Annotated in this window: 22 protein-coding genes; 12 read left to right on the top strand and 10 right to left on the bottom strand. The window is 73.8% G+C overall.

All coding sequences use genetic code 11. The features are described 5' to 3' along the window. Positions 1–139: 139 nt before the first annotated feature. The 3 genes from ACIQFX_RS20040 (at position 140) to ACIQFX_RS20030 (ending at position 2485) form a co-directional block, all read left to right on the top strand. A complete protein-coding gene (locus ACIQFX_RS20040) occupies positions 140–325 on the top strand; it encodes a DUF4396 domain-containing protein (protein WP_402464893.1) in 186 nt (61 codons plus the stop codon). A 116-nt stretch (positions 326–441) separates the two neighbouring features. Next, on the top strand, positions 442–1575 hold the full coding sequence (locus ACIQFX_RS20035; protein ID WP_402464890.1) for an FAD-dependent monooxygenase: 1134 nt from the start codon (positions 442–444) through the stop codon (positions 1573–1575). A gap of 121 nt (positions 1576–1696) precedes the next feature. Further along, on the top strand, positions 1697–2485 hold the full coding sequence (locus ACIQFX_RS20030; RefSeq protein WP_402464888.1) for a class I SAM-dependent methyltransferase: 789 nt from the start codon (positions 1697–1699) through the stop codon (positions 2483–2485). 62 nt (positions 2486–2547) lie between these two features. Here ACIQFX_RS20030 and ACIQFX_RS20025 read toward each other — a convergent pair whose 3' ends face one another. Then, complete coding sequence (locus ACIQFX_RS20025) at positions 2548–3858, bottom strand: hypothetical protein (protein ID WP_402464885.1); 1311 nt, start codon at positions 3856–3858, stop codon at positions 2548–2550. 160 nt (positions 3859–4018) lie between these two features. On the opposite strand from ACIQFX_RS20025, the gene ACIQFX_RS20020 reads away from it, so the two are divergent. Together ACIQFX_RS20020 and ACIQFX_RS20015 are read left to right on the top strand one after the other, a co-directional pair. Continuing rightward, the gene (locus ACIQFX_RS20020; protein ID WP_402464883.1) at positions 4019–4588 is read left to right on the top strand and encodes a DinB family protein; all 570 of its coding nucleotides are present in this window, start codon (positions 4019–4021) and stop codon (positions 4586–4588) included. A 36-nt stretch (positions 4589–4624) separates the two neighbouring features. Then, positions 4625–5242, top strand: a complete 618-nt coding sequence (locus ACIQFX_RS20015) for a hypothetical protein (protein WP_402464881.1) — start codon at positions 4625–4627, stop codon at positions 5240–5242. Positions 5243–5369: 127 nt separating this feature from the next. Here the strand turns inward: ACIQFX_RS20015 and thpR are convergent, their stop codons facing one another. Together thpR and katG are read right to left on the bottom strand one after the other, a co-directional pair. Next, entirely contained in the window at positions 5370–6098 is a 729-nt protein-coding gene (gene thpR, locus ACIQFX_RS20010; RefSeq protein WP_402464878.1) for an RNA 2',3'-cyclic phosphodiesterase, read from the bottom strand. Positions 6099–6269: 171 nt separating this feature from the next. Then, on the bottom strand, positions 6270–8504 hold the full coding sequence (gene katG, locus ACIQFX_RS20005) for a catalase/peroxidase HPI (RefSeq protein ID WP_402464876.1): 2235 nt from the start codon (positions 8502–8504) through the stop codon (positions 6270–6272). Positions 8505–8772: 268 nt separating this feature from the next. On the opposite strand from katG, the gene ACIQFX_RS20000 reads away from it, so the two are divergent. Beyond that, positions 8773–9183, top strand: a complete 411-nt coding sequence (locus ACIQFX_RS20000) for a Fur family transcriptional regulator (RefSeq protein ID WP_402464873.1) — start codon at positions 8773–8775, stop codon at positions 9181–9183. 131 nt (positions 9184–9314) lie between these two features. Here ACIQFX_RS20000 and tpx read toward each other — a convergent pair whose 3' ends face one another. Beyond that, positions 9315–9815, bottom strand: coding sequence for a thiol peroxidase (gene tpx / locus ACIQFX_RS19995; RefSeq protein WP_376490871.1), 501 nt, complete (start codon positions 9813–9815; stop codon positions 9315–9317). A 237-nt stretch (positions 9816–10052) separates the two neighbouring features. On the opposite strand from tpx, the gene ACIQFX_RS19990 reads away from it, so the two are divergent. Beyond that, entirely contained in the window at positions 10053–10313 is a 261-nt protein-coding gene (locus ACIQFX_RS19990; protein WP_402464871.1) for a hypothetical protein, read from the top strand. A 134-nt stretch (positions 10314–10447) separates the two neighbouring features. Further along, entirely contained in the window at positions 10448–10915 is a 468-nt protein-coding gene (locus tag ACIQFX_RS19985; protein ID WP_402464868.1) for a DUF6004 family protein, read from the top strand. A gap of 15 nt (positions 10916–10930) precedes the next feature. Here the strand turns inward: ACIQFX_RS19985 and ACIQFX_RS19980 are convergent, their stop codons facing one another. Then, positions 10931–11893 (bottom strand): LysR family transcriptional regulator, encoded by a 963-nt coding sequence (locus ACIQFX_RS19980; protein WP_402464865.1) that lies wholly within the window; start codon positions 11891–11893, stop codon positions 10931–10933. 70 nt (positions 11894–11963) lie between these two features. Here ACIQFX_RS19980 and ACIQFX_RS19975 point away from each other — a divergent pair, with 70 nt between their 5' ends. Continuing rightward, complete coding sequence (locus tag ACIQFX_RS19975) at positions 11964–12632, top strand: maleylpyruvate isomerase family mycothiol-dependent enzyme (RefSeq protein WP_402464861.1); 669 nt, start codon at positions 11964–11966, stop codon at positions 12630–12632. 14 nt (positions 12633–12646) lie between these two features. Here the strand turns inward: ACIQFX_RS19975 and ACIQFX_RS19970 are convergent, their stop codons facing one another. Further along, a complete protein-coding gene (locus ACIQFX_RS19970; protein ID WP_402464858.1) occupies positions 12647–13429 on the bottom strand; it encodes an AraC family transcriptional regulator in 783 nt (260 codons plus the stop codon). Positions 13430–13520: 91 nt separating this feature from the next. On the opposite strand from ACIQFX_RS19970, the gene ACIQFX_RS19965 reads away from it, so the two are divergent. Both ACIQFX_RS19965 and ligA read left to right on the top strand, forming a co-directional pair. Next, positions 13521–14519, top strand: a complete 999-nt coding sequence (locus ACIQFX_RS19965; protein ID WP_402465618.1) for a TSUP family transporter — start codon at positions 13521–13523, stop codon at positions 14517–14519. Between the two features lie 51 nt (positions 14520–14570). Further along, positions 14571–16646: an NAD-dependent DNA ligase LigA gene (gene ligA, locus ACIQFX_RS19960; RefSeq protein ID WP_402464855.1), complete on the top strand. Its 2076-nt coding sequence runs from the start codon at positions 14571–14573 to the stop codon at positions 16644–16646. A gap of 80 nt (positions 16647–16726) precedes the next feature. Here the strand turns inward: ligA and ACIQFX_RS19955 are convergent, their stop codons facing one another. Further along, the gene (locus ACIQFX_RS19955) at positions 16727–17353 is read right to left on the bottom strand and encodes an ankyrin repeat domain-containing protein (protein WP_402464852.1); all 627 of its coding nucleotides are present in this window, start codon (positions 17351–17353) and stop codon (positions 16727–16729) included. Between the two features lie 102 nt (positions 17354–17455). Continuing rightward, positions 17456–18010 carry a heme-binding protein gene (locus tag ACIQFX_RS19950; protein ID WP_402464850.1) on the bottom strand — a complete coding sequence of 185 codons (555 nt, stop codon included), beginning with the start codon at positions 18008–18010 and terminating at the stop codon, positions 17456–17458. 292 nt (positions 18011–18302) lie between these two features. On the opposite strand from ACIQFX_RS19950, the gene ACIQFX_RS19945 reads away from it, so the two are divergent. Beyond that, on the top strand, positions 18303–19457 hold the full coding sequence (locus ACIQFX_RS19945; RefSeq protein ID WP_402465615.1) for a sensor histidine kinase: 1155 nt from the start codon (positions 18303–18305) through the stop codon (positions 19455–19457). Between the two features lie 39 nt (positions 19458–19496). On the opposite strand, the gene ACIQFX_RS19940 is transcribed toward ACIQFX_RS19945, so the two are convergent. After that, positions 19497–20447 (bottom strand): LysR family transcriptional regulator, encoded by a 951-nt coding sequence (locus ACIQFX_RS19940; protein WP_402464847.1) that lies wholly within the window; start codon positions 20445–20447, stop codon positions 19497–19499. Between the two features lie 75 nt (positions 20448–20522). After that, positions 20523–21218 (bottom strand): type 1 glutamine amidotransferase domain-containing protein, encoded by a 696-nt coding sequence (locus tag ACIQFX_RS19935; protein ID WP_402464844.1) that lies wholly within the window; start codon positions 21216–21218, stop codon positions 20523–20525. Positions 21219–21308 lie beyond the last annotated feature (90 nt).

Raw genomic sequence — 21308 nt, 5'->3', positions numbered from 1 at the left:
CGTCCGCCTCCCGGTCCTCCATGACGAACCCCACCTGACCAGACATGCGGGGCATGCGCCCCGTCGGTCCGGTCCCGTCCGAGTGGCCGGTTCCCGGGACGGCTGCGAGGCTGTTCGAAACGATCACCGGGAGGCGTGCGTGCTGCTCGACGGCGTCGGCTTCCTCGTCGCCGCCGTGATCACGTACAACCTCGGTGTCCAACTGTGGACGGAGATCCTCGTCGAGTACGTCCTGGGCTTCCTCTTCGGCTGGACGGTCTTCCAGGCCCTCTTTCATGAAGAGCAGGTTCGGCACCTACCGCGACCGGAATCTTCGGGCACCTGACCGTGTGAGCGCGGGGCACGGGTGCAGGTGCCGGGCCCATACGGGGCGGGGCGGGCGGGGTGTGATCATGAAGTGATCGGAACCGTATCCCCGTTCACGCTTTGGAGACCTCACCGATGGCATCAGCCCTGCGCGTCCTCATCAACGGCGGAGGAATCGGCGGGCTCGCGCTCGCCACCGCCCTGGCCCGGCGCGGCCACACCGTGGAGGTCGCCGAGATCCGCGCGGAGGCGACCGCGCTCGGCGTCGGCATCATCCAGCCGTCGAACGCGCTGCACGTCATGGGGGAGCTGGGGGTGCTCGACGAGTGCCTTGCGGCGGGGTTCGCCTGGGAGTTCCTGACGATCGCGGACCCGGCGGGGAACACGCTGGCGCGGATACCGCAGCCGCGCATGGGCGACGCGCCGCCGAGCAACGGCATTCCGCGGGCGGCGCTCGCGACGATCCTCGGGGGCGCCGCCGCGGCGGCCGGTGCGCGGGTGCGGTCCGGCACGACCGTCACCGAGCTCGACGACGACGGAGCGGGCGTCACGGTCACGCTCTCCGACGGATCCACCGGGCGCTGGGACCTGGTCGTCGGCTTCGACGGCATCGGATCCCCGCTGCGCACCCGGCTGTACGGGGACCGGTACACGCCCGCGTACACCGGCTTCGCCAACTGGCGCGCCACCGTGCCGCGACACCCCGACGTGCGCGGTGTGGTGATGGCGACGGCCGGGCAGGAGGCGAAGGCGCTGCTCACCCCGATCACGGACGAACTGATGTACCTGGGCGCCGTGTTCGCCGAGGCCGAGGACTTCCGTCCGGACCCGGAGCGGGCGCACGAGGAGCTCGCGAAGCGGCTCGCTCCGTTCTCCGGCCCCGTCGCGGAGGCGCTCGCCGCGGTCACCGACCCGTCGGCCGTCGTGTACTCCCGCATCTCCCAGGTCACGGTGGACGAGCCGTGGCACGTGGGCCGGGTCGTCCTCGCCGGCGACGCCGCCCACGCCTCCACCCCGCACCTCGCCCAGGGCGCGGCGATGGCCGTCGAGGACGCGCTCGTGCTCGCCGAGTCCCTGGACGCCGCCGACTCGGTGCCGACCGCCCTGGAAGCCTGGGAGGCCCGCCGCAGGCCCCGGGCGATGTGGGTGCAGGCCATGTCCCGCGCGGTCCTGAAGCAGGAGATGGGCGCACCGACCACCCCCGAGGAGGACGCCCTCCTGGAGGTCGGCATCCCCGGCGCGGCCCACGTGCTGGCGAAGCCGTACTGAGCTCTGCCGGGCCTCACCGGGCCCCGCGGTGTTCCCGGGTGCGTCCGGGGGCGCGTGGCGGGCGCGGCCGGGACGTCGTCGAGGCGGGGGCGACCGCCTCCGGCATCGGTACGGTGCCCGGATGGACGCCGACGAACGACTGCTGCACGCTTCCTCGTTCGGCACCGCGGCCGTCGCGTACGCCGAGCACCGCCCGGACTACGCGCGGGCCGCGGTGCGCTGGGCGCTCGACCCCGCACCCGGGCCGCGCGTGCTCGACCTCGGCGCCGGAACGGGCAAGTCGACGGCGGTGCTGGCCGCGCGGGCCGCTCGGGGCGCCGACGTCGTCGCGGTCGAGCCGGACCCGGAGATGCTCGCCCGGCTGCGCCGCTCGCTGCCCGCGGTCCGCGCGCTCCCGGGCAGCGCGGAGGCGATCCCGCTGCCGGACGGGTCCGTGGACGCCGTGGTGGCCGGCAACGCCATGCACTGGTTCGACATGGCCGTCGCGGGTCCCGAGATCGCCCGGGTCCTCGCGCCCGGCGGTGTCCTGGCCGGACTGTGGAACGTCATGGACGACGGCGTCGACCGGGTCGCCGGGCTGGCCGGCGTCGCCGGCGGCGCGGTCGTCGGCCCGCGTGACACGCCCGCCGCCTGGCGCGCCGAGACGGCCGGCATGCACCTTCCGAGGTCCGGGGGCGCGGCCCGGTTCGGGTCGGCCGGGCGGGCCGGGTTCCCGCACGGTCAGCGCCGCACGGCCGACTCGCTCGTCGCGACCCTGGCGACGCGCGCGGGCCTCCTGGTCATGCCGGAGCACGAGCGGGAGGCCGCGCTGGGCCGGATCCGTGCCTTCCTCGCGGGTCGACCGGAGACGGAGCGGGGCGAGTCCACCCTGCCCCTGCTGACCGCTGTGCTGCGGACGCGGCGGCTGTGAGCTTCCCCGGGCCCCGTGACCGGGGCCCGGGGAAGCTCACCAAGGGCCGGGGCCCCGTCGGATCAGGCGGGGTTCTTCACGTCGCCGAGGTAGGTCGAGGCGCCGACGCAGTCGCGCACCTCGTAGCGGGGAGCGACCGCTCCGGTCCAGCGGAGGAAGCCGGTGGGGCCGGTCGCGGTGCTCATGTCCATGAAGCGGCAGCCTTCGTAGAGGACCTTGCCGTACGTGGTCGCGGTGCCTCCCGTCGTCACCTGGTGCGAGCCCATGAGGGCGCAGTCGACGTAGCGGACCATCGGGCCGCGCGAGCCGTTCGCCTCGAAGTCGTACACGTGCGTGACGGCGTTCGGGGCCCAGGACTTGAAGCTGTGGGCGGTGTCGTCGCAGGACACGAAGGTGACGTTGCCCTTGTACCAGCGGGAGTCGATCACCTTGTGGCCCGTGCCGCGCAGCTCGAAGCGGATGCCCTGCGCGTACAGGCGCATCACGGAGTCGGCGCGGGTGCCGGCGTCGGCGGTGAGCTGGAAGAAGGTGCCGGTCGACGCGGTGTCCGTGAGGATGTAGGAGCCGCCGGTGAAGTTCATCGAGCCGCCCCGGGTGTTCTTCACGAAAACGCCCGACTGGTACTCCACCTTGCAGTCGCGGAACCAGTAGTTGAGGAACTGGTCCTGCTGGCTCGCGGTCGGGGTCATGCCGATGACGAGGAACGCGTCGGAGTAGGAGCCGCCCACCTGGCAGTGGTCCCAGCCCATCTCGCTGTTGAGGTTGGACGTCGTGGCCGGACCGTCCAGGCCGATGCCGCGCTTCCAGCTGCCGCGCCACTCCACGTCCGTGTACCAGGTGTCCTGGACGCCGTACGTGGCCGAGGAGTACGCGTAGCAGAAGCTCGACGTGGCGTTGGTGCTGGTGAAGGTCAGGCCGGAGATCCGGATGTTCTTGTAGCGCTGGTAGTTCGTCCACAGCGTCGTGTCGTCGGCGGTCGGCGCGTACACGATCCGGGAGAGGCGCTTGCCGTAGCCGGTGATCGAGAGGCCGTCGACGATCCCGCCGTTGCCCTCGCCGTTGACGTTCGGCAGCAGCGAGTCGGGCTGCGTCAGCAGGTACGTGCCCGGCGGGACGACCAGGACCTTCTTCGGGATCGCGCCCGAGATCGGGTCCGGCTGGTACGAGGCGAGGACCTCGGCGGCGGCCGCGCGGAAGGCGGCGTCGCTGGCCGTGGCGCCCGTCGGGTCCGCGCCCTTGCTGATGACGTCCACGCTGTACGGGTCGTCACCGCCGCCGGCCGCGTACGCGGTCCCGCCGCCGGTCACCACGGCCCCCGCCGCGACCCCCGCACCGGCCGTCGCCATCCCGCGGATGACGGAACGCCGGTCCATGCTTCCGGTCATTGCTTGCCCCCAAAAGTAATGATCATGTGAAAGACATGTCATCCGATCACGACTCCCGTGACGACGCAAGATCACTTTCCCACCCGGTGAAGCCCGTTCGGGAAGACCGTGTGAAACTCGCTGGCAGACCCGCCACGGCTGGACGATCATGCACGGCATGAATGACGAACCCGCACGCTGGACCCAGGCGACCGTGTACCCCGACATGTGGGCCGACCCCGACGACGACCCCCGCAACAGGGACGGCAGCAGCCCGGACGGCGAACGGGCCACGCTGCTCGACTTCCTGGCGGACTACCGCATCACCCTCCGGCTCAAGTGCGAGGGCCTGGACGCGGAGCAGCTGGCCCGCCGCTCCGTTCCGCCGTCGACGATGTCCCTGCTCGGCCTCCTCCGCCACCTCGCCGAGGTCGAGCGCGACTGGCGCAACTGGATCACCGACGGCGACCCGCTGCCGAAGCTGTACGGCAAGCGCGACGCCGACTTCCACGGAGCCGTCGCCGAACAGGCCGTCGTCGACGCCGCGTACGCCGACCTCGCACGCGAACAGGCCGCCACCGACGCCGCGATCGCCGGCTTCCCGGACCTGGGCGAGCGCGTCGGCAAGGACGACATGGCGATACGCGAGCTGATGGTGCACATGATCGACGAGTACGCCCGCCACTGCGGACACGCGGACCTGCTCCGCGAGTGCGTCGACGGCCGCGTCGGCCAGTAGCGGGACCGTCCACCCGCCGGGCCGGTTTCACTCGTCATGGTGGACCCGGGCCGTGCCGCCCGCGACGGGCGGGGCGACTCGGGCAGCGTGGGCGCCATGCTGCCCCGTCGCACCACGCTAGCCCTGCTCGCCGTACTCCTCACCAGCGGATGCGTGGCCGTCCCGCGTCCCGCCGCACCGGCTCCACCGGCCCGGCACGCCGACCTCGCACCGGACGCCGAGCGCGCGCCCGCACCCCTCCCGGCCCGGCCCGTGCCCACACCCGCCGCCGCCCGCGAGGCCCTCGCCGACACGGACGCCGCCACCGGATCCGGATCCGGGCCCGGCGCCCGCGAGACCACGCGACCCGCCCGCCCCGCGGCACCGGCTGCCGACCGGGCGCCCGGAGGGACAGCCGTCCGCCCGCCCGCTCGCCGGGTGGCCCCGAACCACCCGCACACCGCGCCGAACCGGGCCGGGAAGCCCGCCTCCGGAACGTCCGGGAAGCGGACGGCCACACCCCGGCCACCGAAGCGGAACCGCACCGTTCCCTCGGGCCGCCAGCAGCGGACGCCGGGTCTGCCGCCCGAGATGCGCCGACTCTGCCGTGAGGCCGAGGGCATCCGGGCGCCCATGGGCGCCGCCGACCTCTGCCGGGGGATGTACGGCCGCTGACCTCTCGGACCTCGCCGCCTCCTGCCGTCCCCTTCGACCGCGCTGCTTCCGTCGGTACCTCGGACCCCGTCGGTACCTCGGATCCGGCCGGCACCTCGGATCCGGCCGGCCCCTCGGACCGCCGTGCTCAGCCCCCGGTGAAGCTCCAGGAACGGATGTCCCGGTAGCGGATCGGCCCCGGCCCGCGGCCGAAGTTGCTGCCGACCAGGTGGAGGCGCTCGGTCGGCCAGCGGCGGCCCGTGAAGGCGGAGAGACCGGCGGCGGCCTCCACCACGCTGGTCGGGTCGTCGCGGCGGGCGCGGGCCAGCGTGAGGTGGGGCCGCAGGGGGCGATCCTCGAGGGCGATGCCGCACTCCCTGACCACGGCGCGCACACCGCCGGCGAGCCGGTGCAGTGCGTCGAGCTCTCCGTCGATCCCGCTCCACAGCACCCGCTCGTCGAAGTGCCCGCCGCCGCGCAGCGACAGTTCGACCGGGGGCAGGGACGCGGCGAGGTCCGCCAGCGGTGCCTGGAGCGGCGGAACGACCTCGACCGGGAGCTCCCCGAGGAACGCCAGGGTGATGTGCCAGTCCTCGATGCGGTTCCACCGCATGCGGGGGTACGCGTCGTAGGCGGGGCGCAGCGCCCGTGCCAGCTCGTCCTTGGCCTCGTCGGGCGGGGCGAGGGCGATGAACACGCGCACGGTCGACGCCCGGGGGTCCGCGTCCGGGCGGACGTCCGGACGGTCGTCGGACCGGAGATCCCGGCGGGCATCGGGCTGGACGTCCGGGCGGTCGTCGGACGGGAAGTCCCGGCGGACGTCCGGGCTGAGGTCCGTGCGGCGTTCCGCGTCGCTGCTGCCCGGCAGATCGGTCATCGTCCGTTCCCTACTCGCGGTGCCACCGGCACCGGGTGCGGTGAGCCGTGATGAGGCGAGCGTATGACGTGGTCGGAACGGGCCGTGAGCCGGGGCGCGCATCGGCCGGCCGACGGGGCCGGCCGGCCGATGCGCGGAGCGGGCGCCGGGGTGTCAGCGCCCGGTGCGCCTTCAGGCGATGTCGAACCGGTCCAGGTTCATCACCTTGTCCCACGCCGACACGAAGTCCTTCACGAACTTCTCCTTCGCGTCGTCGCTCGCGTAGACCTCGGCGACCGCGCGGAGCTCGCTGTTGGAGCCGAACACGAGGTCGGCGCGGGTGCCCGTCCACTTGACCGCGCCCGTGGCGGAGTCGCGGCCCTCGAAGGTGCTCTGGTCCTCGGAGGTGGGGGTCCACTCCGTGCCCAGGTCGAGCAGGTTGGCGAAGAAGTCGTTCGTCAGCCTGCCGGGCGTCTCGGTGAGGACACCGAGCGAGGACTGCTGCTGCGTGACGCCGAGGGCGCGCAGGCCGCCGACGAGGACCGTCAGCTCGGGGGCGCTCAGGGTGAGCAGGTTCGCCCGGTCGATGAGCAGGTACTCGGCCGGGAGGCGGTTGCCCTTGCCCAGGTAGTTGCGGAAGCCGTCCGCGGCCGGCTCCAGGGCGGCGAAGGACTCGACGTCCGTCTGCTCCTGGGCGGCGTCCACGCGGCCCGGGGTGAACGGGACCTCGACGGCGTGGCCGGCGTCCGCGGCGGCCTTCTCGACGGCCGCGACGCCCGCGAGGACGACGAGGTCGGCGAGGGAGACCCGCTTGTCGCCGGTCTGGGCGGAGTCGAAGGACTCCTTGACGCCTTCGAGGACGCGCAGCACCTGCGCCAGCTCGTCCGGGTTGTTGACCTCCCAGGTGCGCTGCGGCTCCAGGCGGATGCGGCCGCCGTTGGCGCCGCCCCGCTTGTCGCTGCCGCGGAAGGAGGAGGCCGCGGCCCAGGCCGCGGAGACCAGCTGCGTGACCGTGAGGTCGGAGGCGAGGACCTTCTCCTTGAGGGAGGCGATGTCGGCGGCGTCGACGAGGCCGTACGTGCGCGCCGGCAGCGGGTCCTGCCAGAGGAGCTCCTCGGACGGCACCTCGGGGCCGAGGTAGCGCGCGACCGGGCCCATGTCGCGGTGGGTGAGCTTGTACCAGGCGCGGGCGAACGCGTCCGCGAACTCGGCCGGGTTCTCGTAGAAGCGCCGAGAGATGGGCTCGTAGACCGGGTCGAAGCGCAGCGACAGGTCCGTGGTGAGCATCGTCGGGAGGTGCTTCACGGACGGGTCGTACGCGTCCGGGATGATCGCCTCGGCGTTCTTCGCCACCCACTGGTGCGCGCCCGCCGGGCTCTTGGAGAGCTCGTACTCGTACTCGAAGAGGTTCTTGAAGAAGCCGTTGCCCCACTGGGTCGGCGTGGTGGTCCAGGTGACCTCCAGGCCGCTGGTGATGGCGTCGGGGCCCTTGCCGGTGCGGTAGGTGCTCTTCCAGCCGAGGCCCTGCTGCTCCAGCGGCGCCGCCTCCGGGTCGTCGCCCACGTTCTCGGCGGGGCCGGCGCCGTGGGTCTTGCCGAAGGTGTGGCCGCCCGCGATCAGGGCGACGGTCTCCTCGTCGTTCATCGCCATGCGGCGGAACGTCTCGCGGATGTCGCGGGCCGCGGCGATCGGGTCCGGATTGCCGTTCGGGCCCTCGGGGTTGACGTAGATGAGGCCCATCTGGACCGCGCCGAGCGGGTTCTCCAGCTCGCGGTCGCCGGTGTAGCGCTCGTCGCCGAGCCAGGTGGTCTCGGGGCCCCAGTAGACGTCCTCGTCGGGCTCCCACACGTCCGCGCGGCCACCGGCGAAGCCGAAGGTCTCGAAGCCCATCGACTCCAGGGCGACGTTGCCGGTGAGGATCATGAGGTCGGCCCAGGAGAGGTTCCGGCCGTACTTCTTCTTCACCGGCCACAGCAGACGGCGGGCCTTGTCCAGGTTGCCGTTGTCCGGCCAGCTGTTCAGCGGCGCGAAGCGCTGCTGGCCGGCACCGGCTCCACCGCGGCCGTCGCTGATGCGGTACGTGCCCGCGCTGTGCCAGGCCATCCGGATCATGAACGGGCCGTAGTGGCCGAAGTCGGCGGGCCACCAGTCCTGCGACGTGGTGAGGACCTCCTCGATGTCCCGCTTCACGGCCGGGAGGTCGAGGCTCTCGAACGCCGCGGCGTAGTCGAAGTCCTCGCCCAGCGGGTTGGCCACGGCGGGGTTCTTCGCAAGGATCTTCAGATTGAGCCGGTTGGGCCACCACTGGCTGTTGCCGCCGCCCTGGGTCGGATGGGCGGCGCGGTCGTGCGCGACCGGGCAGCCGCCCCCGCCCTCCGTCTTCGCGTCTACGACGATCGCGTCGTGGTTCTCAGCGTTCTCAGACATGGGAATCCTTCCGGACCAGCCGCGGCCTCGTCGACGCGGGACCGGTCATAGGGGTGGGACCAGTCGTATGGCGAGACACGGGGGGACGACCCGTCGCGCGGGCGGGGGCCACTCCGCAGGATCGGTCCCTCACGTCTCCGTCTCCCGCCGTGCTGGAGTCTTCCTGTCCCTTGGCCATCAACAAAACCGATCCTACGATGGACGTTGTCCAAGTCAAGAACCACGCCAAACGTCTGTCCGGATCCGACGAGCCGAAGAGGTGAACGACGTGAGCGACCTGCTGGAGCGACTGCGCGCGCGGGGCTGGCGGATGACGTCCCAGCGGCGTGTCGTCGCGGAGGTGCTCGCCGGTGACCATGTGCACCTCACCGCCGACGAGGTCCACGCGCGCGCGGTGGCCCGCCTCCCGGAGATCGCGCGGGCGACCGTCTACAACACCCTCGGTGAACTGGTCGCCCTCGGCGAGGTCGTCGAACTCTCCATGGACGGGCGCGCCAAGCGCTACGACCCGAACGCGCACCGCCCGCACCAGCACCTGGTCTGCTCCGGCTGCGGGATCATCCGGGACGTCCACCCGACGGGGGACCCGCTGGACGCGCTGCCGCCCGCCGCGCGGTTCGGCTTCGCCGTCTCGAAGGCCGACGTGACGTACCGGGGGCTGTGCCCGGCCTGCGTCTGACGGGCGCGGAGTCCCGCCGCGGCGGAGGGGGCCGCCGTGAAGGGAGGAGCCCCTCCGTGACGCGAGGAGCCCCTCCACCGTGTGCCGGTGGAGGGGCTCCTCGCGTGCGTCGCGGCCGTGGCCGCGGGTGACTACTTCAGGACCGCGAGGGCGGCGTCGTAGCTGGGCTCCTCGGCGATCTCGCCGACCAGCTCGGCGTGCAGGACCTGGTCGTTCTCGTCGAGGACGACGACGGCGCGGGCGGTCAGGCCGGCCAGCGGGCCGTCCGCGATCTCCACGCCGTAGTTGGTGTGGAACTCGCGGCCGCGGAGGGTCGAGAGGTTCTTGACGTTCTCGAGGCCCTCGGCACCGCAGAAGCGCGCCTGGGCGAAGGGCAGGTCGGCGGAGATGCAGAGCACCACCGTGTTGTCCAGCTCGCCGGCCTTCTCGTTGAACGCGCGGACCGAGGAGGCGCACGTCGGGGTGTCGACGCTCGGGAAGATGTTGAGGACCTTGCGCAGGCCCGCGAAGTCCTTCAGCGACTTGTCCGCCAGCCCCTCGGCGACGAGCGTGAAGTCGGGGGCCTGGCTGCCGGGGGCGGGCAGGGCGCCGTTGACCTGAACCGGGTTGCCCTTCAGCGTGACCTGGGCCATGGAAATCTCCTTCGGACGGTGTAAAGCGCAGCGTGGCAATCGGGGGAATCGTACGGCGTACGGACCTGCGGAAACGAAACGGGCGCCGTCGGAGAGTCACGGATGCGCACGGAGAGGTGCCACCCCGCCGGGGCGGCGGGGTGTCGCAAGCCTTGACGCCCCTTTAATTCACTCCTTAAATCATGGACGCGATGAAGGGGCTCCACCCGTCCCCCACACCCCACGGAAGAGAGAGCCATGCCTTTCTCCCGCTCACGCCCGCGACCGCTGGCCACCGCTGTCACGGCCCTCGCCCTGGCCCTCGCCGTCGCGGTGCTCGGCCCGGGCCCGGCAGGCGACGCCGCCCCCGCCCGGGCGGCCGCCCCCGCCGCCGAGGCGGCCGCCGTCACCTTCTCCGACGACTTCGACGGACCGGCCGGCTCCGCCGTGGACGGCACCCGCTGGCAGATCTGGACCTGCGGGGGCGGCGCCAACCAGAAGTGGACCGTGACGCGTTGACCCCCTGACGCACCCCGGCCCGACCGGTCAACACCCGCCCCCGAATCACTCGTTCCGGTGCTCCGCCTGGCGTGTCCGCGTGAACCCGCGGCCGGGCACGCCAGGCTCTCCGTCGCCAGTTCGACAAGTGGCCCATGCCCGGCTTCGAGCACCGGGTCGACGACCAGGGGTACGCGCCGGAGGTCGTTCCGGCGCCCGGTGTCCTGCGCGGCACCAACCTGCCCGAGGCCTGGTACCCGGCCGACGACGAGTGCGCCGAACCGGGCGGGCGCGTGATGCTGCGGGCGAGCTGGGCGCGGCCCTCGGGCGGCGCCTTCGGCAAGGGCGACGAGGACTCCCTCGCACGCCTCCGCTTCCCGGCGGACCTGCACCTCGACACGTACCTCGAACTCGTCACGCCCCGCGGCGCCCTCTACGCCGACGCGGCGGTCCCGCTCGCGGGCCGGGCGGCGGACCTGGAGTCCAAGGGCACCGAACTGCGCGCCGAGAGCGACGTCCCGCTGGTCGCGGAGGACGGCACCGCCAAGGCACGGCTCGCCGACGTGAAGCTTGTCATGCGCGACACGTCCGTCGGCGAGACGGCGACCGTCAACACCGACTGATCGGCTCGCCCCGCTCTAGCGGCCGTCAACGCCGACTGACCCGCTCGCCCCGCTCCAGTCGGTCTCCGGCGCGGCGAGTCGCTTCCGCAGCAGGTCCAGGAGGGCGGTGGCCGCCGGACCGGACGGGCCGCTGGAGCGCCAGGCCAGGGCGACGCGGGCGCGCAGTCTCGGTTCGACGATCTCCAGGGTCCGCAGGCCGTGGGCCGTGTCCGCCTCGCCGGGGAGGCCGGGGAGTACGGCGATGCCGAGGCCGCGCGCGGCGAGTTGGGCGAGGAACGGGGGCGCGGCGGCCTCGAAGGCGATGCGGGGAGGGAAGCCCGCGCGGGCGCAGGCGCGGTCGAGGACGCCCCGCAGTCCCGTCCCCCGCGGCAGGCTGATCAGGGCGCGTTCGCGGAGCTCCGCCAGCGGGACGGTCGTACGGTCCGGGGGAGTGAGGACCGGGTCGTCGGCGGCCACGGCGGCGACCACGGGCGCGTCGACCAGGACCTGGAGGGAGACGCCGGGGGGAGGCTCCTCCTCCGAGAGCCCGATGACGGCGATGTCGAGGCCGCCGCGGTGGAGGGCGGCGAGCATCCGCTCCGAGGAGTCCTCCGCGAGCGAGATCTCCACCCGGGGGTGGTCCCGGTGGAATCCGGCCAGCAGCGCGGGCAGGTCGAACGCCTGGGCCGCCGCGCCCGCGCCGGCGACGAGACCGAGGGTGACCTGGCCGCGGAGGAGTCCGGTGAACTCGTCGGCCGTCCGGCGTACGGCCTCGGCCGCGCCGAGCGCGGCCCGCGCGTACGGCAGCACGGCCTCGCCCACCTCCGTCGGCGTCACCGACCGTCCCGAGCGGTCCAGGAGCGGGTGCCCGAGCTCCTTCTCCAACTGCCTGATCTGCGCGCTGACACCGGGCTGCGCCAGGTGCAGCCGGGCGGCGGCGCGGGTGAAGTTGGCTTCCTCCACGACCGTGACGAAGTACCGGAGCTGGCGCAGTTCCATAACCGCTGATTCTAGATCCGAGACACACGATCTCTTGGACTTATGGCAAGGCTCCCGAGAGCCTTGACCCATGGGCGACACGACACACGGAAACACGGCACACGGACGACGGACGGCGGAGGTCAGGGCGGCCATCGCGGCCGAACGCCGGGAGCTGGCCGACCTGTTGGACGGCCTTTCGGCCGAGGAGTGGGACGCGCCCAGCCTGTGCGAGGGATGGCGGGTGCGGGAGGTGGCGGCCCACATGTCGATGGGGTTCCGCCACTCGCTGCCCAGGACGCTCCGGGAACTCGCCAGATCGCGGGGCAGCCTCCACCGGATGACCGACCGGTGCGCCCGCGAGGACGCCGCCGCGCACTCGACGCGCGAGCTCGCCGCGCTGCTGCGCGCGCACGCGCACCACCCGTGGAAGCCGCCGGTCGGCGGTTTCACGGCCGCGCTCGGCCACGACGTCGTGCACGGCCTGGACATCACGGTCGCCCTGGGCCTCGGCCGACGGGTGCCCCGGGACCGGCTCCGCCCCCTCCTGGAGAGCGTCGACGCGAGGAGCCTCAGGTTCTTCCGGGTCGACCTCGCGGGTGTCGCCCTCCGCGCCGACGACCTCGACTGGACCTTCGGCAGCGGAACACCGCTGTCCGGCACCGCGCAGGACCTCCTCCTGCTCGCGTTCGGCCGGCGCCTCCCGCCGGGGCGCCTGCACGGCGAACCGCACGCCCGCTTCGAGGCCGTCCGGCGCTGAACGGCGACCGTGCCTCACCCTCCCCGGTGAGCTGTGCGACCCGCGCCGAAGCGGGACGGGGGGAGGCCGAAGGTGCGCGTGAACGCGGCCGTGAAGGCGGCGGGGGAGGCGTAGCCGAGGCGCCCGGCGACCTCGGTCACCGACGCGGTACGGAGCAGGGGGACGGCGGCGAGGAGCCGGGCACGGGCCCGCCAGACGGCGGGACTCTCGCCGGTCTCCGCGCGGAAGCGCCGGGTGAAGGCCCGCTCGCTCCGGGCGGTACGGGCGGCCCAGTCGGTGTTGGTGACGGCGGCGTCCGGGGCGGCGAGGTACGCGCGGCACAGCTCCGCGAGGTCCTCGGAGGCGGGGATGCCGACGTGGAAGGGCAGCGGGGAGCGCGCGGCGATCTCGTGCAGCAGCAGCGTCGCGACGGCGCCCTCCCGCCCGGCGACGCTGTACTCCGCCGGGAACTCGGCGGCGGCGAGCAGCAGTTCCCGCAGGAGCGGCGGGACGTCCACGACCGTGCAGCGGGCCGGCCACCACGGAACGGCGCCGGGCTCCACGTACAGACTGCGGGTGCTCACGCCCAGCATCCGCACCCGGTGGAGGGTGGCGGCCGGGATGAGCACGGCCCGCTCGGGCGGGACGGTCCAGGTGCCGTCGGCGGTGTCGACGACCATCACGCCGGTCGCCCCGTACAGGAACTGCGCGCGCCGGTGCTCGTGCCAGTCGAGGACGTGCCCGGCCGGGTAGTCGGTGCCGATCGGCAGGACAGCCCGGTCGACGTGGTCGACCTCGTCCAGCGGGATGTTCCTCACCGGCCCACCGTACCGGCCGAGACGCGAAGGAACTCCGCCGACCATCGCATGCAGGCACGACCGGTGGGCTGATGGGCTTGGCCCCATGGACATGAACATGGTGGTGCTGATCGCGATCGGGCTCCTCACCGGGGCGACGACCGTGCTGTTCGGCTTCGGCGGCGGCTTCGTCGCCGTCCCCGTCGTGGTGTGGGCGGACACCGCGCTCGGCACGGACGCGATCCGCGTGGCCACGGCCACCTCCGCCCTGGTCATGCTGGTCAACGCCGCCTTCGCCACGGCCGTCACCCCGCGGCACGTCCTGCGCGCCCTGCGCGGCACCGGCCCTCTCCTGCCCCTGCTCGCGGCCGGCGCCTGCCTCGGCGCCTGCGCCACCCGCTTCGCCCCACCCTCCCTCGCCCGCTGGGCCTTCGTCGGCTACCTTGCCCTCACCGCCCTCGACCTGCTGCTCCGCCCTGGCTTCCTGCGCCCCACCGCACGCCCCGAGTCGACCGCGGGGAACACGGCGACGCGACCGGGGGCGGGCCGGGCGGTCTCCGCGATGCGATCCGGGGTGGGCGAGGCGGTTTCCGTGACACGGCCCGAGGCGGGCGGGGAGGTCTCCGCGATGCGATCCGGAGTCGGCCGGGCGGACTCCGTGACGCGGCCCGGGGCGGGCGACGCGGACGCCGGTCGGGCGCTGCCCGCCACCGCCGGACTGCCCATCGGCGCCGTCGCCGCCTTCCTCGGGGTGGGAGGCAGTGTCATGACCGTCCCCGCCCTGCGCAGGGCGGGTCACCCCATGCGGCACGCCACGGCCCTGGCCAACCCCCTCACCCTCGCCATCGCGCTCCCGGCCGCCCTCGTCTCCCTCGCGGGCTCCCCGCCCCTCGCCGCCGCGACGACGGACGCCGGCCTCGTGGGCCTGGTCGACCCGTACGCCGCGGGCGCGCTGCTCCTCGGCGCCGTCCCCGTCATCGCGCTCCTCCGCCGCCGCCCGCCCCGCATCCCGGACCGCGTCCACGCCTGGTCGTACATCGGCCTGCTCGCCGTCGTGGCGCTCGCGATGCTGCTGCCGGACCTGACGCCCCACGCGGGCGCCGCCGACTGAGCGGGGCCCGTCCAGGGGGCGTTGTCAGTGGGGTGGGCAAGGATGATCCCCATGACGATCACCACCGCCGATGAGGCGCGCTCCGGCCTGCCCGGCATCACCAGCCCCGCCGCGTACGAGGCCGCCGTCGAGCGGCTGCGGGAGGCGTCCCGCACCTACTTCGGCGCGGGCTACAGCCTGATGGACGACGCGACCTACGACCGGCTGCTGGTGGCGGTGAGGACCTGGGAGGCGGAGCACCCCGACGCCGTCGTCGAGGGTTCGCCGACGGCTCGCGTGGCCGACGGCGCCGCGCCGGTGGGCGACGTCGCCCACACCACGCGCCTGCTCAGCCTCGACAACGTCTTCACGCCCGGGGAACTGGAGGCCTGGGGCGCCTCCTTCCGGCGCCGCCTCGGACAGGAGCCGACGGGCGGGTTCACCGTCGAGCCGAAGATGGACGGCGCGGCCGTCGCCGCCCGCTACCGCGACGGCCGACTCGTGCAGATCATCACCCGGGGCGACGGCACGCAGGGCGAGGACGTCAGCCACGTCATCGGCACGATCGCGGGTCTGCCGGAGCGGCTGGCGGAACCGCTCACCTTCGAGGCGCGCGGCGAAGTCCTCTTCACCCAGGAGCAGTTCGAGACCGCGAACGAGATACGTACGGCACACGGCGCCGGGGTCTTCGCCAACCCGCGCAACGGCGCGGCGGGCACCCTGCGGGCCAAGGACCGGCCCTACCGCCTGGAGATGACGTTCTGGGCGTACGGCGCGGTCGGCCTGGACGACGGCGTGTTCCCGCCCGCCGGGGCCACGCACGCCGAGACCCTGGCCGCGGTCGAGCGGGCGGGTGTGCGGACGACGGCCGCGACTCCGGCCGGACTGCACGTGGTGGCCACACTGGCCGAGGCCCAGCGGAGGGTCGACGCCATCGCCGCGATGCGCGCCGCCCTGCCGTTCGGCATCGACGGCGTCGTCATCAAGGCCGACAGTGCGGCCGAGCAGGCCGCCGTCGGACTCGGCAGCCGCTTCCCCTACTGGGCCATCGCCTTCAAGCTCCCCGCCGTCGAGCGGCAGACCGTCCTGCGCGACGTGGTCTGGGAGGTCGGACGTACGGGTGTGCTCGCGCCCACCGCGATCCTCGATCCCGTCGAGCTCGACGGCTCCACCGTCACCCGCGCCACCCTGCACAACCCCGCCGACATCCTCCGGCGCGACCTCCACCTCGGCGACACCGTGACGGTCCACAAGGCCGGCGACATCATCCCGCGCGTCCAGGCCGCCGTCGTCGAGCTCCGGCCCCGGGACGCCGTACCGGTCCCGCTGCCTGAGGAGTGCCCGCACTGCGGCGGCGAGATCGACCGGAGCCAGGAGCGGTGGCGCTGCGGGAAGGGCACCGCCTGCGCGCTGGCCCCACTGATCGAGTACGCCGCGGGGCGGGACATCCTCGACATCGACGGCCTCGGCAGGAAGTACGTCGACGCGCTGATCGCGGGAGGTGAAGTACGGGACGTCGCCGACCTGTTCACCCTCACCGAGGAGCAGCTCACGGCCGCGTCCGGCAGCGCCAAGCGGGGCGCGAAGCTGGCCGAGCAGATCCGGCTCGCCAAGTCGCGGCCGCTCAGCAGGGTCTTCTGCGCGCTGGGCATCCCGGGTACGGGACGGAGCATGTCCCGGCGCATCGCCGCGCACTTCGGCACGATGGAGGCGATCCGCGCGGCCGACGCGGCCGTCCTGCAGGACGTCGAGGGCATCGGTCCGGAGAAGGCTCCGGTCGTCGTCGAGCAGGTCGCCGCGCTGGCCCCGGTGATCGACAAGCTGATCGCCGCCGGCGTCTCGATGTCGGAGCCGCGGCAGGAGGGGGCCGATGAGCCGGTCGAGGGACCGCTGACCGGGAAGACCGTCGTGGTCACCGGGAAGATGACCGGCCCGCTCGACGGCTGGGGGCGCTCCGAGATGGGCGCCCTGATCGAGAAGGCCGGCGGGCGGGTGGGCAGCGGCGTCAACGCGCGGACCACCTACCTGGTCGCCGCGCCGTCCGCGAGCGGCAAGCCGAGTTCGAAGGCCGTCAAGGCGCAGGAGCTCGGCGTCGAGGTCCTCACCCCGGAGGACTTCGCCACCCTCGTCGCCGTCTGCATGGACTGAGCCGCCGCACGTCGCCGACGGCCCGCGCCGAGTGACGCGTCACGCCTGCCGCCCGGACACGGTCCGGGCGGCAGGGCTGCTCACACGGTGAGGGCCGCGTCGTCGACGGGGCCTCGCGCCGCCCTGAGCAGGGCGGCGATCTCGGTGAAGCCGCGGCGTTCCGCGTGGTGCAGGGGCGGGACGCCGTCGGCGTCCGCGAGGGCGGGGTCGGCGCCGGCGGCCAGGAGGAGTTCCACGACCTCCTGGTGCGACCGGCCGCCGTCGCCGAGGATCACGGCCTCCAGGAGGGCCGTCCAGCCGAGGTCGTTGACGTGGTCGACGTCGACGGAGGTCTCCCGCAGGAGTGCGCGGACGTACGGGACGTGGCCCCGCTCGCCCGCGGGGATCAGCGAGATGCCGCCGAAGCGGTTGCGCAGGGTCAGGTCCGGGCCCGCCGGCAGCAGGACGCGCATCATCTCGACGTTTCCGGTCACGCCGGTGACGAGCCAGGCGCTGTCGTGGCTGCGGTCCTGCGCGTCGGGGTCGGCGCCGGCGGCGACCAGGACCCGGGCGGCCTCGACGTGGCTGCCGAGAGAGGCGAGGAGCAGCGGCGAGCGCAGTTCCTCGTCGCGGGCCTCCACGGAGGCGCCCGCCTCCAGAGCGGCGCGGACCTCGTGGGCGTCACCCCGGCGGGCGGCCACCAGCAGGCGGTGGTTGCAGTCGCTCATCTCGGTCCTCCAGGTCCGTCATGCCGATGCCCGTCGTCACCGTGGGGAAGAGCCGGCGGCACCTGTACGGGGGGACGGGTGCCGCCGGCGTTCTGGGGGCGCCTACTTGGCGAGGGCGGCGGCGCCGGCCTGGGCGAACTTCTCGTCGAGGTCGCCGGAGGGGGCGCCGGCGACGCCGATGCCGGCGATGGGGGCGCCCTTGGCGGTGACGGGGGCGCCGCCGGCGAGGAAGAGGGTGCCGGGGATGTCCTTGAGGGTGGGGGCGTTGGTGAGGCGCTTGGCGAGTTCGGAGGTGGGGGCGTTCCAGGAGACGGCGGTGTACGCCTTCTTGACGGCGGACTCGTAGGACTGCGGGCCGGCGCCGTCGCCGCGGAGGGTGACGAGGGTGTTGCCGTTGCGGTCGACGACGGCGACGGAGACGCGCTGGTTCTCCTTCTCGGCGGCGTCGAGGGTGGCCTGGGCGGCCTTGGTCGCGGCCTCGATCGTCAGGTGCGTCGACTGCGTCGTGTTCCCGTTCGCGGCGTCGGCGGTGACCGCGGCGGGGGCGGCGGCCGGCGTGGCGGCGTTGGCGGAGACGGCGCCGAACGTACCGGCGGCGAGGGCGCCGGCGGCGACGGTACCGGTGAGGACACGGGTGCGCAGGGACAGCTTCTTCATGGTTTTCAGCTCCTTGGTGATCGCCCCTCGGGGCCGGGAAGCCTCTGCGTTCCCGCTCTGACATCCATCCTGGGTCCGGACACGGGCCGTTCCGGTCGGCCTGGAGGCTCGGCCCGGCGCACCCGGTGGGGGACCCGGGGGTCAGCCGATCGGTTGATACGGAAGAGATCATTCCGGATAACCTGACCCCGAGGAGACGGCCGGAGACGAGGAGCGAACGGTGCGGACGAACGAACGGTGGCCCCTGGACACGGAGGACGCCGATCCCGATGCCGGCTGGCTCGCGACCGTGATGCACGTGGCGTTCTTCGTCCTCCTGGGCTCGTCGCTGACCCGCTACCTGATGGTCCACCCCGGCGCCCCCGCCACCCCCTGGGTGGTCGTCCTCGCCGCCGCGCTGGCCCTCCTCTACGTCCTCGGCCCGATCCTCGGCCCCGGGCGGACCCCCGCCCCCGGCGGCCGTGCCGCGACCCACGGACTCTGGCTGGCCGCCGTGATCGGCTCGTGGTGCACCCTGGTGGTGCTCGCGCCCAGCTTCGCCTGGTGCGCCGTGCCGCTCTACTACACGGGCCTGCGGTCCCTCCGTACCCGGTCCGCGATCCTCCTGGCCGCCCTGATCACCGCCTGCGTCGTGGCCGGCCAGATGAAGCTGCGGCTGCGCTTCGGCTTCGACCCCAACCTGCTGTTCGCGCCGCCGGCCGGCGCCGCCGTCGCCACCGCGGTCTTCGTGTACTCCCAGAGGCAGGCCGACCGGCTGCGCACGGTCATCACCGACCTCGTCCGCACCCGCAGGGAACTCGCCGCGACCGAGCGGCGCGAAGGGACGCTCGCGGAGCGCCAGCGGCTGTCGATGGAGATCCACGACACCCTCGCCCAGGGCCTGTCCAGCCAGCAGATGCTGCTCCAGGCCGCCGACCGGCTCTGGGACAGCGACCCGGTGGCCGCCCGCCGCCACATCCGCACCGCCGAGACCATCGCCGAGCGCAACCTCACCGAGGCCCGCCGCTTCGTCCACGACCTCGCCCCCGCCGACCTCGCCGACGGGCGAAGCCTGGAGGACGCCCTGCGCGGCCTCGCCGAACGCGAGGCCTCCGGAACCCTCCGCGTCCACTTCCACCAGGACGGAGTCCCCTTCACGCCCCTCCCCGAGCGGGTGCGGTCCGCGCTGCTGCGGATCGCGCAGGGCGCCCTCGCCAACATCCGCGAACACGCCGGCGCCGAATCCGCCGCCCTGACCCTCACCTACCTCGACGACCAGGTCGTCCTCGACATCGCCGACGACGGCCACGGCTTCGACCCCGCCGACACCCCCGGCGGCGTCCGCGGCCACGGCCTGCCCGCCATGCGCGTCCGCGCCCGACAACTCGGCGGCACCCTCACCGTCGAATCCGCCCCGGGCGAGGGCACGGTCCTCTCCGCCGCCATCCCCCTCACCCCCGCCGCCTGACCCCGGCCCGCGGCGGCCGCCCTCCCCGTACCCACCGGATCACCAGCTCCGGCCCGCGTCGACCAGCAGATCGCGGACCCGGACGACATCGGGATTGTCCGGCCGCCCGGGGCGCTGGACGAGATAGCCGGTGTTGATGGGCGGTTCCTCGGGATCGTGCAGCAGCGCGAGGGCACCGGAGGCGAGCTCGACCTCGCAGAGGTAGCGCGGCAGGACCGTGAAGCCCGCCCCGGCGACGACCGCCGCCAGGACGCCGCGCAGGTCGGGCACGGTGACGGCGGCGGGGCAGGACAGCCGGGTGCCGAAGACGTGCCGCCAGTAGCGGCGGGCGATAGGCACGTCCTCCGCGTACGTGACCAGCGGTACGGCGTGCAGCGCCGACGGCCCCTCCCCGGTCAGGCGTTCGCCGAGGCGGTCGGCCCACACCGGGGCGGCCACGAGGACGAACTCCTCGTCCATCAGCGGTACGGCGAGCAGCGTCCGCCCGCGCGGCCGGAACGTCGCGATCACCAGGTCGTGCCGGCCCGCCCGCAGCTCGTCCAGGAGGGGATCCGTCAGCCCCGGCGTCACCCGCAGCCGCACCCCCTCGGCGGCGAGCGGGGCGAGCGCGGGCATCACCCGCGTACAGAGCAGCTCGGCGGGTCCGGCCAGATGGACCGGCGCGGCCCGCTCGTCGCGCGCGTCGTCGTGCCCCGTCGCGGCGGCGAGCGCGTCCAGCGGCGCGGCCACGCGCGCCGCCAGGTCGTGGGCGACCGGAGTCGGCGCGACCCCCCTCGGCAGCCGCGCGAACAGCTCCCGGCCCGTCTGGCGCTCCAGCGAACGGATCTGCGCGGTCACCGTCGGCTGCGACAGGCCGAGCAGTCCCGCCGCGGCCGTGAACGAGCCGGAGCGGTAGACCGCCAGGAACGTACGCAGCAGATTCAGGTCCGACACGGGGGCGGTGCCGGACGGCGGCACCGCCGCGGTGCCATCGGAATTCACATGCGCCACCCCGTCACCCTATCGATCGCCCTATGGGTACGGGGTGCCCGCCGTGGACGGTCCGACCGGGAGGTGTCGCCCCGGTCAGCCCAGCATCCTGACGACCTCGGCCGCGAGCGGCGCGGAGGAGGCGGGGTTCTGCCCGGTGACCAGGTTGCGGTCGACGACCACGTGGGGAGCCCACGGCTCGCCCACCCGCACCCGGACACCGGCCTCGACCAGACGGGACTCCAGGAGCCACTTCGCCTTGTCCGCGAACCCCGCCTGCTTCTCCTCGGCGTCGGTGAACGCGGCGACCTCGTACCCGGCGAACGCGTTCCCGCCGTCGGCCCGCGTCGCCGCCAGCAGGGCGGCCGGCCCGTGGCAGACGACCGCCAGCGGCTTCCCGGACTCCAGCGCCTCGACCAGCAGCCTGCCGGACGCGGTGTCCACCGCCAGGTCCTCCATCGGGCCGTGCCCGCCCGGGTAGAAGACGGCCGCGTACTCACCCAGCTCCACGTCCTCCAGCCGGATCGGCTTCTCCAGCTCCTCCATCGACGCGAGCACCGCCGCGATCCTGTCCGCCGCCTCCTGCCCGCCGTTGGCCTCCGGCGCCAGGCTCCCCCGGTCCACCGTCGGCACCACACCGCCCGGCGTCGCCACGACGATCTCGTGCCCCGCCGCCGTCAGCGCCTCGTACGGCGTCACCGCCTCCTCCGCCCAGAAGCCGGTCGGGTGCTTCGTACCGTCCGCCAGCGTCCAGTGGTCGGCACCGGTCATCACGAAAAGGATCTTCGACATGCTCTCGCTCCAAGGAAGTGCGGGCCCGAATGCGGGCCCTCCGGGCCCGGGGAATCACCACCGCCCACCCCGACGCGTCCCTCCGGACCG

The organism is Streptomyces sp. NPDC093089 (assembly GCF_044754405.1).
GTDB lineage: Bacteria > Actinomycetota > Actinomycetes > Streptomycetales > Streptomycetaceae > Streptomyces.
This window is presented reverse-complemented; position numbering and strand designations above follow the sequence as displayed.

Bases quoted from the DNA above. Each gene is read 5' to 3' on its own strand.
- katG (WP_402464876.1), bottom strand. From the start codon at position 8,504: ATGTCTGAGAACGCTGAGAACCACGACGCGATCGTCGTAGACGCGAAG.
- ACIQFX_RS19980 (WP_402464865.1), bottom strand. From the start codon at position 11,893: ATGGAACTGCGCCAGCTCCGGTACTTCGTCACGGTCGTGGAGGAAGCC.
- ACIQFX_RS20035 (WP_402464890.1), top strand. From the start codon at position 442: ATGGCATCAGCCCTGCGCGTCCTCATCAACGGCGGAGGAATCGGCGGG.
- ACIQFX_RS19945 (WP_402465615.1), top strand. From the start codon at position 18,303: ATGCACGTGGCGTTCTTCGTCCTCCTGGGCTCGTCGCTGACCCGCTAC.
- thpR (WP_402464878.1), bottom strand. From the start codon at position 6,098: ATGACCGATCTGCCGGGCAGCAGCGACGCGGAACGCCGCACGGACCTC.
- ACIQFX_RS19990 (WP_402464871.1), top strand. From the start codon at position 10,053: ATGCCTTTCTCCCGCTCACGCCCGCGACCGCTGGCCACCGCTGTCACG.
- ligA (WP_402464855.1), top strand. From the start codon at position 14,571: ATGACGATCACCACCGCCGATGAGGCGCGCTCCGGCCTGCCCGGCATC.
- ACIQFX_RS20015 (WP_402464881.1), top strand. From the start codon at position 4,625: ATGGTGGACCCGGGCCGTGCCGCCCGCGACGGGCGGGGCGACTCGGGC.
- ACIQFX_RS19955 (WP_402464852.1), bottom strand. From the start codon at position 17,353: ATGAGCGACTGCAACCACCGCCTGCTGGTGGCCGCCCGCCGGGGTGAC.
- tpx (WP_376490871.1), bottom strand. From the start codon at position 9,815: ATGGCCCAGGTCACGCTGAAGGGCAACCCGGTTCAGGTCAACGGCGCC.
- ACIQFX_RS20020 (WP_402464883.1), top strand. From the start codon at position 4,019: ATGCACGGCATGAATGACGAACCCGCACGCTGGACCCAGGCGACCGTG.
- ACIQFX_RS19935 (WP_402464844.1), bottom strand. From the start codon at position 21,218: ATGTCGAAGATCCTTTTCGTGATGACCGGTGCCGACCACTGGACGCTG.
- ACIQFX_RS19950 (WP_402464850.1), bottom strand. From the start codon at position 18,010: ATGAAGAAGCTGTCCCTGCGCACCCGTGTCCTCACCGGTACCGTCGCC.
- ACIQFX_RS19975 (WP_402464861.1), top strand. From the start codon at position 11,964: ATGGGCGACACGACACACGGAAACACGGCACACGGACGACGGACGGCG.
- ACIQFX_RS19965 (WP_402465618.1), top strand. From the start codon at position 13,521: ATGAACATGGTGGTGCTGATCGCGATCGGGCTCCTCACCGGGGCGACG.
- ACIQFX_RS20030 (WP_402464888.1), top strand. From the start codon at position 1,697: ATGGACGCCGACGAACGACTGCTGCACGCTTCCTCGTTCGGCACCGCG.
- ACIQFX_RS19985 (WP_402464868.1), top strand. From the start codon at position 10,448: ATGCCCGGCTTCGAGCACCGGGTCGACGACCAGGGGTACGCGCCGGAG.
- ACIQFX_RS20025 (WP_402464885.1), bottom strand. From the start codon at position 3,858: ATGGACCGGCGTTCCGTCATCCGCGGGATGGCGACGGCCGGTGCGGGG.